The organism is Vibrio sp. B1ASS3, from assembly GCF_905175355.1.
GTDB lineage: Bacteria > Pseudomonadota > Gammaproteobacteria > Enterobacterales > Vibrionaceae > Vibrio > Vibrio owensii.
In genome coordinates, this window is the sequence record NZ_HG992743.1 from 2180190 (window position 1) to 2194919 (window position 14730).

Genomic DNA, 14730 nt, shown 5'->3' on the forward strand with positions numbered 1-14730 from the left:
TCTGATCCACTTAGGGGTTATCGTGAGAGAAATCACACCGAAATCCCTTTAAATACGGGCAATATCAGAAAGAATGAAGCGGTTGGCAGTTTCGTTTCATGCCATGAAACTGTTTCATGAGGTGGTTATTTTACGCTCAAATGAAACCAAGCAAAGGCATTGATTTCACAACTCTTTAATATCGATTCATGAATCAAAAACGGCGAGCGAGAAACAAAAAAAGAGCCGCAAATGCGGCTCAAAATAGGGTTAAGAATGGACAGTTTGGCGCTCAACTGGCTGCAATGAGCGCCATGACTAAATAGAGAGAGTTAAGAGTGTAGTTTGAGATGGCTGGCTTACCACCAAGCTTCCCACATCGCACCTAGGCTAACGGTGTCTTGCTTAGGATCGTTGTTGGTCGCTTTGTTATCCACTTCACCCACTGTTGCGTAGAAGCGCAGCATTGGACGAGCACCCGCGCCCCAATCAAACGCGATGTTTTGAGATAGCGTCACTTTCCAACCTGTGTTGTCGTCATCAGCACGCGCGTAATCAACCATTTGGTAACCCGCTTCTAGCCACGTTGAGTGCACATCATTCCAGAAGTACATAGGACGTACGATGGCACTGTAGTTGGTACGCTCGTCTTCCAAAGCATTTGAGCCGTCAATTGAGTAATCGTGGTACGCCAATAGGTATTCAACCGCAGCACTTTCACCGATGTCTGCGTTACCTTCGAAACTCGCGTAGATGGTTGTTAAGTCTTCTGTTTTCCAGAATACGCCGTTGTCGGCATTGTCAGAGTAACGCAACACTAAGCGGTTTGAACCACTGTCATGTGCACGAGAAATCACCGCACCCAATTGGTATGCGTCAATGTGTTCAGAGCTTTCAATGGCTTCAGAATCAAAACCATAGTTCGCGTAAAGTTCTAAATCAGCAAAGCCCATATCAATGCCGTGCAACTTAGAAGTGAATGCATAAGCGCCGCTGTCACCCGTTCCTGCACCACCCGTACATGAGATAGAAGGGTTCGCTCCCGGAGTGATTTCAGGACTACAACTGTCAACCGACCCCACCACACCAAAATCAAGTTTAACCGAGCCAAGTTCAAGGTTGTTGATACCACCGCCTTGACCATCATGCATCATCCAGAAGTAGTCATTGATGCCTTGTTGTGGACGTTGGTGGAAATCACGACCCGCCCAGATGTAAGCATTAGGTTGGCTTTCAAGCACATTGGTTACGCCGGCGTACGCTTTTTTCACGTTCACTTCGTCACCCCAATGGTCGAACATCACCACCACATCCCAGATCGCGCCGCTGTCGCTCTTGAATGCTTTACCAAACTGGAATTCGCCGCCGTTGCCTTCGTTACCCAAACGACCAATTGCCGATGATCCGTTGAACGAACCATCCACGATTACGTACTTCTCATCGCCAGCTTGGTAATGTGCGCCATAACGCGCATAACCGGAGAAAACAACGCCAAGTGGAATCTCGATTTCTGGAGTGAGAACAGCAGGTTGCTGGTTGTCCACATAAGTTGGGTCAATACGATTTTCCAACTCCTGAATTCGTTTTTCCAAAGCTTCTACATCAGAATCGGCAGCAAAAGTTGAGAGAGAAGCAAGCGAAGTGGCCACTGCAAGAGCGAGAGGTAAAACCTTTAAGTTTTTCATGTGATTTCCCTAAGTTTTTTGTAGGTGTAATTATTTCAATAGGGATCTTAAGGAATGAAACGTTTGAAAAGCCGCTACCGCTTCACATGGCAATCGTGTTCAAAATGACATGAAACAACGCATGAAACTCAACATGATTTTTCTTACTTCAAATCATGCACTTATAAACAACCATTTTGTCGTTCACATTTTGAAATCGCTTTCATTTCACCGAATTGTTTAAGTGCTATCACGTAAATCTGTTCAAAATAAGCGCAATTTATGCCTGATCGTATGAAACGTTTCATAATCCTGAAAATTTTCACACACCGTAAATTTCTTACAAATTCAATAACTCACACCAATAGTAAACATGACTCATATCACATTTAAACGCTTTGCTATTCCATATAGCACTAAATTACCACCTAGAATAGGCACTAAGTAATTCTTAAGTAGGGAAACATAATGTCGAAATTGGCCGGAGCACGCCTAGAGGAAATGGCGGATATCCGATCGACAAGAAAGAAGAAGATCGTATTTCTCTGTTCTAGCATTGCCACCGCATTCTTAGCGTACGGGTCCATCGTGCACTATCTGCAAGGGAACTGGGGACTCAGCTTGTTAATCGGGCTGTGCTCTTTTGCGTGTCTCACCATCAGTTATCTGATCAAGGTTCGAGGTCATCACCAATACGCCGACTTGTTGCTCACAGGTGTGTTGATGTTCGATGGTCTTCTGTTGCTGCTTTATAACGACGCGCCATCGGGTCGCCTGTTGTGGCTTTACCCCATTGTTGCCGCCATCATTCTGATTAACGAATTCAAAGTCGGCTTGCTGTTCAGTGTCACCTACACTCTCATCATCTTTTTCGGTTTAACCTTTTTAGAGAGTGTGCCAACCGCCAGCGAAATGACCGAACGCCGCTTTATGTTCACCCTTGTGGCGATTTGCTTTGTTTGTCATACCTTCTCTTACTACTACTCAAAAGTAGTGAACTACATTCAGACCCTTTATCGCGAAGGGATTGAAGAACTCGCCTATCTCGACCAATTAACGGGCCTTGCCAACCGTTGGAGCTTTGAAACCTGGGCGCGCGCGAAACTGGAAGAATTAGATCAAACTCAAAGCAATACCGTCACTGCTTTGGTTTTCCTCGATATCGATAACTTCAAGCACATTAACGACAACTACGGACACGATGTCGGTGACCGCGTGTTAAAACACTTTGCGACACGCTTGAAAAACAACATTCGCAATAAAGACAGAAAGACGGATAAACACGACTACTCTATTGCGCGCTTTGCTGGGGATGAGTTTGTGTTGATGCTTTACGATGTGCGCAGCAAAAAAGATTTAGACCGAATCATGGATCGCATCGTCAACTTGTTCCAAAAAGGCTACCACTCGGAAGACAACATCAACGAGTTGACCATGAGTATTGGGGTCGCGATTTACCATCAAGATGCCAATGACCTATCTGAGCTAACACGCTGCGCCGATAAAGCCATGTACGCAGCCAAGCACACAGGCAAAAACCAGTACGCATATTATGAGCACTGTTCACACGCAGAAGAGTTGCGCCATCAAAGGCATTCGTTGGTTGGAGCAATGGGCAGTGAAAACGTCACGTCTCTTCAACGTGACGCAAGCTTGTAAGAAATCTTGATTGACGTGTATTTGCGAACTGGCTTGTACTTGCGAATAGAGGAAAGGCAACGACCACTTACATTAAGCGAACATGTACATCGCCCACAAACCGCCAAGTAGAAAGGTGAGCAGCCATATCACTTGACGCGTTTTACTCGGTTTGTCTTCTTTTGGTGGAATAACAGGCTTGAGCGCTCGCTCTTTTATTTTACCGACCAAGCTGTTTTCGATCGCCCGCTTATAGAAAGCACGGCGTTTTTGAGCTGCATTCGCCACTTTCGTAAAGCGGTGTCTCTGTTCTGTTGTAAATTCTGTCGCCTCATAGCGAGGAGGGAGATCAGAATGTTTAGGTTGTACTGCCATCACTTCCTCCTTGTTGATGGGTGCACCTATCTTAAGTATATACAAAGTTATCAGTTTGTTGCTAAAAACCTTTGCATCTGAACAAGATGCATGAAAAAAGCCACCCGAAGGTGGCTTTCATTTCAATTCTGTTTGTCTCTTATAGGTACTCACACAGGTACGCCGTTGCGTCTTTTACTTGCAGCTCAAATGATGAGTTGCCTTCTACCTCAAAGAACTCACCGCTGTTGTAAGTTACCCAATCAACGTCGCCGGCTTTCTTTACGATCAATGCACCTTTGACAACGCTCATGCGCTCTGGCGCTTGAGTGCCAAACGTATACTCACCTGGCAACATCACACCAACACTTACGTCCTGTCCTTGTTGGTTAAAACCCAGTGACTTTACGCCACCAGCAAAATAACTGTTTTCCTTAATACTCATTATTGGTTTCCTTATCAAAAATCAGCTCTTTTTTACCTTGTTTCGGTTTACGACTCAAGTCTCTACATTGACCTTTCGTTAAAGGCTAAATTCTCAATAACTGTGTTTCGGAATGTAAAAGTGGACATCAGATCATAATTTCACCGTCTCAAAGGCAAGATTGTTTGTTTTTGCGGCTCAAGCTTCTCACCATAATAAAAAAGGAAAGTAAGCAGGGATCATGACCACCACACCGCGCCGTAAACGCAATCAGAAGCCAGAACCGCAACCCTCATTTTGGGCTCGTCATCAGTTCAAGATCATCAAAGGGGGCTTTGCTCTGTTCGGCTGCGCATTGGCTGGTGTGATTAGCTATCAGCTTTATACTTCTTATTTGGATTACATTGATCCGGATAAAGTCTATGGGGAATGGATTGAGATTGGTGCGCCACCATATCAAACCGAGCAGCTTTCTTTTACACCCGACGGAGTTTTTCGTAACCATCGTCTCATCGCAACGCAATTCGAGTTTGACGGCAAAGTGGTCACCCTCAACACAGGATTGGGGATGACCGAATATCAGCTGTCCGGCTCCCACCTCTCTCCACAAATTCGCCGCATTGAACCACGCTTGCCCGATCAACGTTTTATTCTCAAAGGCTATGAACACACTGTTCAAGGTTCAGAAACAGGAGCAGCGTCGAAGCGTCGCGCCGCTCTGAGTGAACATTTCAGCCGCAAATAGCTTTTGGCCTATCAATTAGCCTTCGTCTACAAATCGCTTTTCCCAACAAAACATCTTCTGTATACGAAACAAGCACTTTTGCTCGTAACTTGCTCTATTGCATAATAAAAATTTAATTTCACTCGCAAAATAACGCATGTGGACTGAGTAAGCGATTAATTAAATACATGCAAAATATTTATAAAATCTTGGCTCGATATTGAACTTTCACTGCAAAAGTATGTTTCTTGTAGTGAGATTTAGGTAACACGGTCGAAACTTGATTTATTTTTTTTTGAAAAAAATAAGCCTCTGAAATGCTCAAAGGGATGCTTTTGCACAGTGTGTGAATTGGTTGTCTTTTCTGTCGCAGGAGCAGCTTATGTTCGTCAATGAACATGAATTCAAGGATTGAGAGAGAAGTTATGATTCGATTTAACCTATGTGCAGCTGGGGTTGCCCTAGCATTATCTGGCGCTGCAAACGCGGCTCCTACCGCACCAAGTATCGATATGTACGGTTCCAACAACCTGCAATTTTCTAAAATTGAGTTGGCAATGGAAACCACATCTGGCTACAACGACATGGTTAAGTACCATGAACTGGCCAAGATCAATGTGAAATTCAACCAGTGGAGCGGCACATCTGGCGACACTTACAACATCTATTTTGATGGTGTTCAGGTTGCAACTGGCCCTATCACTGGTAGCCAAACCACAGCGTCGTTTGAGTACGGCCAAGGTGGTTTGTACCAAATGGAAATCGAAGCGTGTGATGCAACAGGCTGTGCTAAGAGCGCTCCTGTAGAGATTACTATCGCAGATACCGATGGTTCTCACTTACCACCTCTAACCATGAATGTTGACCCGAACAACAAAACCTACAACACAGACCCAAGTGTCGTGATGGGTACGTACTTTGTTGAATGGGGCATCTACGGCCGTGATTACACTGTCGACAACATGCCAGTCGACAACCTGACGCACATCCTTTACGGCTTCATTCCAATTTGTGGTCCAAACGAATCTGTGAAATCGGTTGGTGGTAACAGCTTCAACGCACTGCAAACAGCGTGTCGCGGCGTGAACGACTACGAAGTGGTTATCCATGACCCATGGGCAGCGTACCAAAAGAGCTTCGCGCAAGCAGGCCATGAGTACAGCACGCCGATCAAGGGTAACTACGCAATGCTAATGGCGTTGAAACAACGTAACCCTGATCTAAAAATCATCCCATCTATCGGTGGTTGGACACTGTCTGACCCATTCTTCGACTTCGTTGATAAAGCCAACCGTGACACGTTTGTCGCGTCAGTTAAGAAGTTCCTGAAAACGTGGAAGTTCTACGACGGTGTGGACATCGATTGGGAATTCCCTGGTGGCGGCGGCGCTGCAGCTGATAAGGGCGACCCAGTAAACGATGGCCCAGCATACATCGCATTGATGCGTGAACTGCGTGCAATGCTTGATGAACTAGAAGCAGAAACTGGCCGTACTTACGAGCTAACTTCAGCAATCGGTGTGGGTTACGACAAGATTGAAGACGTTGATTACGCAGATGCAGTTCAGTACATGGACTACATCTTCGCGATGACATACGACTTCTACGGCGGTTGGAACAACGTTCCTGGTCACCAAACAGCACTTTACTGTGGCTCATTTATGCGTCCTGGTCAGTGTGACGGCAGCGGTGTTGATGAAAACGGCGAACCGTACAAAGGCCCAGCTTACACGGCTGACAACGGCATCCAACTACTACTAGCGCAAGGCGTTCCTGCGAACAAACTGGTTCTAGGTACAGCAATGTACGGCCGTGGTTGGGAAGGCGTAACTCCGGATACGCTAACCGCTCCAAATGACCCGATGACAGGTACTGCAACAGGTAAACTGAAAGGCAGCACAGCTCAAGGTGTTTGGGAAGATGGCGTCATTGACTACAAAGGCATTAAGTCATTCATGCTAGGTGCGAACAATACGGGTATCAACGGCTTTGAATATGGCTACGATGCTCAAGCAGAAGCACCTTGGGTGTGGAACCGTTCGACTGGTGAGCTGATCACATTTGATGACCACCGCTCGGTATTGGCAAAAGGTAGCTACGCAAAATCTCTAGGTCTAGCAGGTCTATTCTCTTGGGAAATTGACGCAGATAACGGTGACATCCTGAATGCAATGCACGAAGGTATGGCAGGCAGTGTCGTTCCTCAACCAAACCGTAAGCCAACGGCAGCAGCAGGTGCGGACCAAGCAGTAACAGGTCCTGCAAGTGTTGTACTTGATGGCAGCAACTCAGCAGACTCTGATGGCACAATCGCAAGCTACGCTTGGGAACAAGTATCTGGTACTGCAGTGGCTCTATCTGGCGCGAACGCAGCGACAGCAAGCTTCGATGTAGCAGAAGTGACCGTTGAAGAGCAGCTAACGTTCAAGCTAACTGTCACTGATAACGAAGGTGCAACCGCTTCTGATCTTGTTGTAGTAACGGTTAAGCCAGCAGGCGTGATTGATCCACCAAACACTGCGCCAGTTGCACAGGTTTCTGCACCAGCAACAGCAAACGCAGGTGATGTGGTTGTGATTGACGCTTCAGCTTCTAGCGATGCAGACAACGACACGCTAACGTTCGATTGGACGCTACCTCAAGGTCTAAACGCAACGGTTAACGGTGCAAAAGTTACGTTCACAGCAGCAGAATACCCACAAGACACTAGCCTAAGCTTCACTGTAAGCGTAAGCGATGGTCAAGCAGCATCTACAGCGACAGCAACCGTTGTTGTTGCAAAACACACCACAGGCGGCGGTACATGTACTAACGCTTGGGATGCTGGCACAGTTTACAACGGCGGTGACCAAGTGACACACGCTGGTAAGACTTGGGAAGCGAAATGGTGGACTCAAGGCCAAGATCCTAGCCAATCTGGCGAATGGGGTGTTTGGAAAGAAGTTGGTCCAGCTAACTGTAACTAAGCACTGCTAAAAGCGTTGTGATTCAACATCACTCGCTTTCAATAGAGTTATAAAAGAAAAGGACAGCTTCGGCTGTCCTTTGTTGTTCTATCAGAATCTAGGGAATCCTTTTCAATAATCAGCTTGCTTCAATTAAACGATCGAAGCTCTGGAATACCTCATCACACTTCATCACGCGTCCATGGCCTTGCCCTTGGGTCGTCACCAACTCCACTCGCTCAATCTCACTTGCCGCCTGTGCGGATACGCTGTGCTTAGTAAACTTGTCTTGCTCATCGTGAACAATGATGGTTTTCGCTTCACGTTCGGCTAAGCGTCTCTCTGGGTCAATCGACTGCAATGGGTAGTTAAACTGATCTTCCACTTCCGAAACCACGGCTTTGAACAGCTTCATTGAATAACCCGAACGAGCAATGCTGCCAAACAGGTTTTCAACGTAATTCAATACTGGCGCAATCAATAGCAAAGGCTTGTTTTCTAATTTGCTGTGACGGCACTCTAATGCCGACGCCGTTCCCATACTGTGTCCAACCAAACCGGCCACGTCTTCCACCGAATCCAACACATCCTCTAGGCCACGAACAAACGCAGGGATGTGCCCATACTGACCATCACTCTCACCATGCGCAGGATGGTCATATGCGAGTGCGGTGTAACCCGATGCGGCAATGTGTTCCATCAGTGGGTAAAACTGGCTTGCTGTCCCCGACCAACCGTGAGTCAACACCCATACCGGACCACGACCAAGCTGATAGGTTTTAATTGCCCCAGCATGGCCTTGGATTTCACTTTTGATAAGCCCTTGTGGCTCGGCATTTTTTGGCTGCGTACGCGCAGGAGTAAGCAGCAATTTTCGCGCAGTCTTTTTTGCGTGTGACGGTGCTAGCGTGTGGTGCAAACGCGTGCTGATGTTGATTAAACTGCGCTTTACACTGAATTTCTGCGAAGTATTGAAGTAAATTTTCTCACTCATGATCGTTTCCTTAGCTATCAGCTTTGCACAAAATAGAACGGTCGTGCTTTTTAAGCTGATAAGAAAGAGCGCTCTCCGTCGCCCTTTGTTATGAATCTCTTACTATGCCCGTTACCGCGGGGCTAGCGCTTCCATCGAGTAAACAAGTTATCGATGCCTTGCCAGAACAATCTCTGGCTCTCTTCTTCCCCTTTGATCGAGTAAAATACGTGTGCACTTAAATACTGCCCGTATAGATCAAAGGTCGCTTGTCGCGTATCTAAGTCCGCCACAAACTCTTGGTTTTCTTTGCCTTTCTTGATCTGAATTTCTAGGTAATTCAACCAAGTATCAATTGATTTACGCAATGCTGCTTGCAACGCACAACCTTCTTCTGCGGTGTCGTTCCAAGCATCGAGGAACATGCAACTGCCTTGAAAAGAGTGGTTCCACGTCATCCAAGCATCCAACAACCCACGAACTTTACGCTCGATGTTGCTATCACCCAACTCACGCGCGGGCGCAATTACGCGCTCAGCAAACACTTGGTTGGCAAACTCCAATACCGACAGCTGTAAGTTCAGCTTGGAATTGAAGTGAGCAAATAGGCCGCTTTTCGACATACCACACTGCTTTGCAAGCTCACCAATAGTGAGGCTTTCCAACCCGTTTTCACTCGCTAGTTGGAATGCACGCTGCAGTATCAGCTCTTTGGTTACTTTTCCTTTTTTCATAAATACAGTTTTAGCACGGTCGTACTTTTTTGCAAATCACCAATTTACTGGTCTAACCATCCTATAGCCATCCGCACACTCTCGATCGCAATACATTGAGTAATCTTATGAATATGAATTTTCGAAATTTGAGATGGGTCTGAATTTCGAAAACTGGTTGTCTTCAATTGCACATGAGTTGATTTTTTACCGCGAGAACTGAGCTGTTACCTGCTAATTTCGCAGCGATTTTTCACTTTTTTAGGTAAGCACTTATGGCAACCACAAAGAAAATTGCCAGTTTAGAATTTGCCCGCATCATCGCGATGTTTGCGATCGTAGGGCTTCACTGTCAGATGGCTCTCACCTATTGGCAATGGGATGAGGTACCTTGGGTCGGGTACATGTTCAACCAGTTGGCTCGTTTTGCCGTGCCGCTGTTTTTCCTCATCTCCGGCTATCTTATCCAACCAAAGCTCAGTACGAACCCAGTGGAGACACTTAAAAACTACACCAAGCCATTGCTTAAAATATGGTTAGTTTGGAGCTCGATTTGTCTCTTGGTGCCTTTCCGTTGGCCAGTGGTTGCAGAAGCGGGCTATCTCGCCGAGCGACAAGGTTATTGGGGTTACCTAATGTCGAACCCAATTAACTCGCTGTTGGAAGGTGGTTTGGTGCACTTGTGGTTTATCCCAGCCCTGATCATTGCAGTAGCCATCATTGCGTTTCTGGTTCGTATTGGCATGGAGCAGTTGCTGCTACCAACAGCGGTATTGCTATACATCTACGGAGTGTTCGCAGGCAGCTACATCACGCTTACTGAGCTACCAGCCCCATTCTTCACTCGTAATGGTCCGTTCTTCAGTACCTTGTTAGTGGTGCTTGGTTACTTAGCGCGACAACACCAGTGGCAATGGTCTCGCAATAACACTATTCGCTTGATTTTGATCGGTATGGCGCTGCACTTTGCCGAAGCCTATTACTTGATGAACTACGAGATCGCCTTTAATTCGCACGACTTCTTGTTCGGCACTGTGATCTGGTCTTTAGGTGTATTCATGTGGCTTCTTGCCCATCCAAACTTCGGCAATATGCCGTGGGTGTTTAAGTGGTCTCCGAGCATTTTAGGTATCTACGTCAGCCACCTATTGGTGATCATCATCATGATGAACGTCGCAGGCATGTTGGGGTTAGAAAACTTGGCGAAAGACGCTTTCATTTACCCAGCAACCATTGTGGTTACCCTGCTGCTTGTGAAGGGCATTGAAGCCACTCCGCTGAAAAAACTATTGCTGCGCTAAATCCATTCAGCACTATGTATGGCTTGCTCTAACACTTTGGGGTTATAGCAAGCCTCTCAAAAATGAGAGCTCACTCTCACTCATCAAAATTATCATTCCTAATACCACGTAATTTGCTTTCTCTCACAAAAAACATTGTTCATTTCCATTAGATTCATTCGACATCAACAAAATGCTCATTAAACGGAGGCGGTATGTGGGCAGGTCAAGGACTCGTTCCTTTTTTAGAAATTAGCCATTGGCTAACTTATGGTTTATACGCTGCAGTAATCCTATTTGGCGCAGCGAGCATTGCGTCACTCAGAAAGTAGTGGCGCAAGCTACATCAATTCAAAACTCCTACCGTTAATTCGAGCTTACTCACACTTAACCTATTAATATGTGGCTAAAATTTCTCCAGTCAGACAAGGAGAAATGTCTATGCCAATCTATCCAATTGTCGCGTTTTGCTGTTTGATATTTTCTAGCTCCGCACTTGCAGCTGCGACCAGTGAACTTAATCTCATCAATTCCACCGTCGGTTACGCCGCGCTGATCTTCTTCACCATTGCCTACATTCTGGTGATGCTGGAAGAATACCTACACATGCGAAAATCCAAGCCTGTGTTGCTCGCCGCGGGATTAATCTGGATTTTGATTGGTTACACCTTTACCCAGCACAACCAAGCCGACGTCGCTAAAGCCGCACTGGAACACAACCTTCTGGAATACGCCGAACTTTTATTGTTCCTACTGGTGGCGATGACTTACATCAATGCGATGGAAGAGCGCAGACTATTTGACGCCCTGCAGGCATGGATGGTCGGTAAAGGCTTTGATTTCAAAAAGCTATTTTGGCTCACAGGTGGCTTAGCCTTCGTAATTTCACCCATCGCCGACAACTTAACCACGGCGCTATTGATGTGTGCAGTGGTAATGAAAGTCTCGGGCGATAACCCAAGGTTTGTAAACCTAGCTTGTATCAACATCGTCATAGCGGCCAACGCGGGCGGTGCATTTAGTCCGTTTGGCGATATTACGACTCTGATGGTTTGGCAGGCAGGACACGTCAGTTTTGCTGAGTTTATGCCGCTGTTTGTGCCTTCACTGATCAACTACATTATTCCGGCGTTCATCATGTCGTTATTTGTGCCAAACACCAAACCAGATACGGTTCATGAACACATCGAACTTAAGCGTGGCGCAAGACGCATCGTCGGTTTGTTTATCCTGACTATTGCCACTGCGGTGTCTTTCCATGCATTGCTGCACTTCCCACCTGTAATTGGCATGATGATGGGTCTCGCGTATCTGCAATTTTTCGGCTATTTCTTGCGCAGAACCCTTCGACACTCCCTCGCCAAAAAAGCCGCGCGCGCGATTGCCAATGGCGACGACTACGCATTAAAACGCTTAGGTTCTGTCGTGCCATTTGATGTTTTCCACCGTGTGTCTCGCGCCGAGTGGGACACCTTACTGTTCTTCTACGGCGTGGTTATGTGTGTTGGCGGCTTGAGTTTACTTGGCTATCTCGAACTGGTTTCCAACGTGATGTACACCGAGTGGAACCCAATTTGGGCGAACGTCATGGTCGGGATTCTCTCCGCCATCGTCGATAACATTCCAGTGATGTTTGCTGTGCTCACCATGGATCCAAGCATGTCGATGGGTAACTGGTTACTGGTGACACTAACTGCGGGTGTTGGTGGTAGCTTACTGTCGATTGGTTCTGCCGCGGGTGTGGCACTCATGGGGGCAGCAAGGGGACAATACACCTTCTTTGGGCACCTCAAATGGGCACCGGTGATTGCTCTGGGTTACGCAGCGAGCATTGCCGCACACCTCTGGATGAATGGCAGCTTGTTTACTTAAACTGCCTCAATCCATGCTGCGTATCTTTATCGGTCTGATGGGTGGTTCACGCCATCCATCACCTCTATCTCTCCCAATTCATACGGATTTACGCCTTCTAAGCAGCCAACGTTATAACCATATTCACTCGGGTTAGAACGGCGCTGATGGTGGGTATAGATGCCGCATTCACCACAGAAGAAGTGCTTAGCCGTATTGGTATTAAACTGGTACAGCTTGAGTGCATCCTCACCTTGGATGATGCGAATCCCATTTAAAGGCACCGATGCCACAATCGCGCCACGGCGTCGGCACATGGAGCAATCACAACGTCGAGGTTTCTCGATTCCATTTGGTAATGACAGCTCGATTTGCACTTTTCCGCAGTGACAAGAAAGCTTGTGCAAAGGCTGAATTACCGTACTACCTACTTGTTTAATCATGACATTTCCTCGCTCCTTCCGTGTTTGCCTAGCTTAATGTGTAAAGTCTGTTAAACAGTTAACATCTGCGCAATCTAGGTCAAAAACTCGACATCAATCACTTTTCACGACATTTTATTCAGCGATTTATCACTATTTGGTTGGCGTTTTGCTAACCGCGTCCGTTTTGGTTGCGTGCTTGCAGTTAAAACGGTTTAAAAACCAAGGAAAATACTTTTATGGATAAAGATCATAGCCTTAGAGAGAACCTCTTGGCTCTGACGCTCGGTAGTGCGTTAGTGTCACTTGGGGTTATCTTCTTCAACAAAGTGGGATTGCTCACTGGCGGAACAGCGGGTTTGGCAATCTTCCTCACTAAGATCAGTGACTTCAGTTTTGGTCAGGTGTTCTTCGTACTTAACCTGCCTTTCTACATTTTGTCTGTGATGCGCATGGGTTGGCGTTTTACCATCAACACTTTTATTGCGGTTTCGATCGTGTCCTTTGCGGTAGACCACCTGCACCATGTGATTGAAATTTCTCGTATTGAACCCGTTTACGCCGCACTGCTCGGTGGTGGTTTGATCGGTATGGGAATGCTGGTGATTTTCCGCCACAAGATGAGTTTAGGTGGCTTTAACATCTTGGCGCTTTACCTTCAGGAACGCTTTGGCATTCGTGCAGGTAAAGTACAAATGGCGCTCGACTGCACCATCGTTGTGATGTCGCTGTTTATCGTCGATGTTTACTTGATTGCCCTTTCTGTACTGGGCGCTGTGGCGACCAACTTAATCTTGGCCATGAACCACAAACCTGGGCGTTATCAACCCAAACCACAAGCTGCGTAATAACACAGAGTCACGATGAAAAAACAAAGCCCCAAGCCAGTAACTTGGGGCTTTTTGTTTGTTCCAATTCGCTAATGAGAAAATTACACCAATGGAGAACTCTCACAGTATTTTTGATCATCTACCGTCAGTTTTTGCTTGCTCGTTTGGCTTAAGTGATAGTGCACCAGCATCAGCAAATCATGCGCGTAGAAAAGCTCGAAAGCGTCTTCACCATTTTGTCGACAGATTGCCTCACAGCGTTCAGCGTGCACTTTAGCTTTGAGTGGATTTCCTGCTTTGAGCAAACTCATCGCTAAGCGATATTCTGCGCGCTCTTCTTGCATCCAACCACCAGCAACTTTCCAGTATTCAAGTGCCAATGTGGCAGCCTCTAGCATGTGTTTTATTTGCGCTTCAGAGCGTGTTTCAAGCTCTTCATATTGGCAGGCAAGGTTGTTACCCGTAATGGCAATTGAGTGCGCTAAAGGCTCGGCAGCTTGGTCTGGATCTATATCGTTGGCTGCTTTTGCCAACCACGTGCTGGCTTGCTCTAGCTCGTTCATTGCTGACAGCTCGTTGGCAATTTGAGCAAACACACGACGCTGCTCGACATCCTCCAAATCAGCGATATGGTTTGTGTTTTGGTCAACAAAGTACTGCGTGACAGCTTTGGCTCTTTGACTTGCTAAACACTGATTCGCAACGACATTTTCGAGCTTATCTAAACTGGTGAGAAACTGCTTCGGGTCGCGCAGATGACCGATGGAAGTGTGCAGCATCAGGGGTAAGATGCGCTCAGCATGGTTAGTGTCTTCCACCTCGCTAAGCGCTTGTTCTAATTGAGTGTATGTTTGTTGTGGCTGCGCTTCATGCTGCTGCCAACTTTGGTTTATGAATGCATCAAAATCCGTTTTGAAAGACATATCCTTATTA

General features: G+C 46.5%; 13 protein-coding genes. 6 read left to right on the top strand and 7 right to left on the bottom strand.

What is annotated here, in order from left to right; genetic code table 11:
* Nucleotides 1-338 precede the first annotated feature (338 nt).
* Nucleotides 339-1664: a carbohydrate porin gene (locus KJB05_RS27930; RefSeq protein ID WP_208444565.1), complete on the bottom strand. Its 1326-nt coding sequence runs from the start codon at nucleotides 1662-1664 to the stop codon at nucleotides 339-341.
* Nucleotides 1665-2111: 447 nt separating this feature from the next.
* Here KJB05_RS27930 and KJB05_RS27935 point away from each other — a divergent pair, with 447 nt between their 5' ends.
* A complete protein-coding gene (locus KJB05_RS27935; protein ID WP_208444564.1) occupies nucleotides 2112-3302 on the top strand; it encodes a GGDEF domain-containing protein in 1191 nt (396 codons plus the stop codon).
* A 72-nt stretch (nucleotides 3303-3374) separates the two neighbouring features.
* Here the strand turns inward: KJB05_RS27935 and KJB05_RS27940 are convergent, their stop codons facing one another.
* Nucleotides 3375-3656 (bottom strand): hypothetical protein, encoded by a 282-nt coding sequence (locus KJB05_RS27940; protein WP_038894988.1) that lies wholly within the window; start codon nucleotides 3654-3656, stop codon nucleotides 3375-3377.
* A 139-nt stretch (nucleotides 3657-3795) separates the two neighbouring features.
* Complete coding sequence (locus KJB05_RS27945; protein WP_005434752.1) at nucleotides 3796-4080, bottom strand: pyrimidine/purine nucleoside phosphorylase; 285 nt, start codon at nucleotides 4078-4080, stop codon at nucleotides 3796-3798.
* Between the two features lie 220 nt (nucleotides 4081-4300).
* Here KJB05_RS27945 and KJB05_RS27950 point away from each other — a divergent pair, with 220 nt between their 5' ends.
* Both KJB05_RS27950 and KJB05_RS27955 read left to right on the top strand, forming a co-directional pair.
* On the top strand, nucleotides 4301-4804 hold the full coding sequence (locus KJB05_RS27950; protein ID WP_208444563.1) for a DUF2850 domain-containing protein: 504 nt from the start codon (nucleotides 4301-4303) through the stop codon (nucleotides 4802-4804).
* A 404-nt stretch (nucleotides 4805-5208) separates the two neighbouring features.
* Nucleotides 5209-7749 carry a glycosyl hydrolase family 18 protein gene (locus tag KJB05_RS27955; RefSeq protein WP_208444562.1) on the top strand — a complete coding sequence of 847 codons (2541 nt, stop codon included), beginning with the start codon at nucleotides 5209-5211 and terminating at the stop codon, nucleotides 7747-7749.
* A gap of 118 nt (nucleotides 7750-7867) precedes the next feature.
* On the opposite strand, the gene KJB05_RS27960 is transcribed toward KJB05_RS27955, so the two are convergent.
* Both KJB05_RS27960 and KJB05_RS27965 read right to left on the bottom strand, forming a co-directional pair.
* Nucleotides 7868-8722 carry an alpha/beta hydrolase gene (locus KJB05_RS27960; RefSeq protein WP_199453065.1) on the bottom strand — a complete coding sequence of 285 codons (855 nt, stop codon included), beginning with the start codon at nucleotides 8720-8722 and terminating at the stop codon, nucleotides 7868-7870.
* A gap of 122 nt (nucleotides 8723-8844) precedes the next feature.
* Nucleotides 8845-9435 carry a TetR/AcrR family transcriptional regulator gene (locus tag KJB05_RS27965; RefSeq protein ID WP_199481746.1) on the bottom strand — a complete coding sequence of 197 codons (591 nt, stop codon included), beginning with the start codon at nucleotides 9433-9435 and terminating at the stop codon, nucleotides 8845-8847.
* Between the two features lie 254 nt (nucleotides 9436-9689).
* On the opposite strand from KJB05_RS27965, the gene KJB05_RS27970 reads away from it, so the two are divergent.
* Nucleotides 9690-10715 carry an acyltransferase family protein gene (locus tag KJB05_RS27970; protein ID WP_208444561.1) on the top strand — a complete coding sequence of 342 codons (1026 nt, stop codon included), beginning with the start codon at nucleotides 9690-9692 and terminating at the stop codon, nucleotides 10713-10715.
* Between the two features lie 420 nt (nucleotides 10716-11135).
* The gene (nhaD, locus tag KJB05_RS27975) at nucleotides 11136-12566 is read left to right on the top strand and encodes a sodium:proton antiporter NhaD (RefSeq protein ID WP_005434712.1); all 1431 of its coding nucleotides are present in this window, start codon (nucleotides 11136-11138) and stop codon (nucleotides 12564-12566) included.
* 26 nt (nucleotides 12567-12592) lie between these two features.
* On the opposite strand, the gene KJB05_RS27980 is transcribed toward nhaD, so the two are convergent.
* A complete protein-coding gene (locus KJB05_RS27980; RefSeq protein WP_208444560.1) occupies nucleotides 12593-12988 on the bottom strand; it encodes a GFA family protein in 396 nt (131 codons plus the stop codon).
* Between the two features lie 218 nt (nucleotides 12989-13206).
* On the opposite strand from KJB05_RS27980, the gene KJB05_RS27985 reads away from it, so the two are divergent.
* Nucleotides 13207-13815, top strand: coding sequence for a YitT family protein (locus KJB05_RS27985; protein ID WP_005434710.1), 609 nt, complete (start codon nucleotides 13207-13209; stop codon nucleotides 13813-13815).
* 83 nt (nucleotides 13816-13898) lie between these two features.
* Here the strand turns inward: KJB05_RS27985 and KJB05_RS27990 are convergent, their stop codons facing one another.
* Nucleotides 13899-14720 (bottom strand): hypothetical protein, encoded by an 822-nt coding sequence (locus KJB05_RS27990; RefSeq protein WP_208444559.1) that lies wholly within the window; start codon nucleotides 14718-14720, stop codon nucleotides 13899-13901.
* Between the last annotated feature and the right edge of the window lie 10 nt (nucleotides 14721-14730).

Coding starts and splice junctions, on each gene's coding strand:
- nhaD (WP_005434712.1), top strand. CDS start 11,136: ATGCCAATCTATCCAATTGTCGCGTTTTGCTGTTTGATATTTTCTAGC.
- KJB05_RS27990 (WP_208444559.1), bottom strand. CDS start 14,720: ATGTCTTTCAAAACGGATTTTGATGCATTCATAAACCAAAGTTGGCAG.
- KJB05_RS27970 (WP_208444561.1), top strand. CDS start 9,690: ATGGCAACCACAAAGAAAATTGCCAGTTTAGAATTTGCCCGCATCATC.
- KJB05_RS27955 (WP_208444562.1), top strand. CDS start 5,209: ATGATTCGATTTAACCTATGTGCAGCTGGGGTTGCCCTAGCATTATCT.
- KJB05_RS27945 (WP_005434752.1), bottom strand. CDS start 4,080: ATGAGTATTAAGGAAAACAGTTATTTTGCTGGTGGCGTAAAGTCACTG.
- KJB05_RS27940 (WP_038894988.1), bottom strand. CDS start 3,656: ATGGCAGTACAACCTAAACATTCTGATCTCCCTCCTCGCTATGAGGCG.
- KJB05_RS27950 (WP_208444563.1), top strand. CDS start 4,301: ATGACCACCACACCGCGCCGTAAACGCAATCAGAAGCCAGAACCGCAA.
- KJB05_RS27930 (WP_208444565.1), bottom strand. CDS start 1,664: ATGAAAAACTTAAAGGTTTTACCTCTCGCTCTTGCAGTGGCCACTTCG.
- KJB05_RS27980 (WP_208444560.1), bottom strand. CDS start 12,988: ATGATTAAACAAGTAGGTAGTACGGTAATTCAGCCTTTGCACAAGCTT.
- KJB05_RS27985 (WP_005434710.1), top strand. CDS start 13,207: ATGGATAAAGATCATAGCCTTAGAGAGAACCTCTTGGCTCTGACGCTC.
- KJB05_RS27960 (WP_199453065.1), bottom strand. CDS start 8,722: ATGAGTGAGAAAATTTACTTCAATACTTCGCAGAAATTCAGTGTAAAG.
- KJB05_RS27935 (WP_208444564.1), top strand. CDS start 2,112: ATGTCGAAATTGGCCGGAGCACGCCTAGAGGAAATGGCGGATATCCGA.
- KJB05_RS27965 (WP_199481746.1), bottom strand. CDS start 9,435: ATGAAAAAAGGAAAAGTAACCAAAGAGCTGATACTGCAGCGTGCATTC.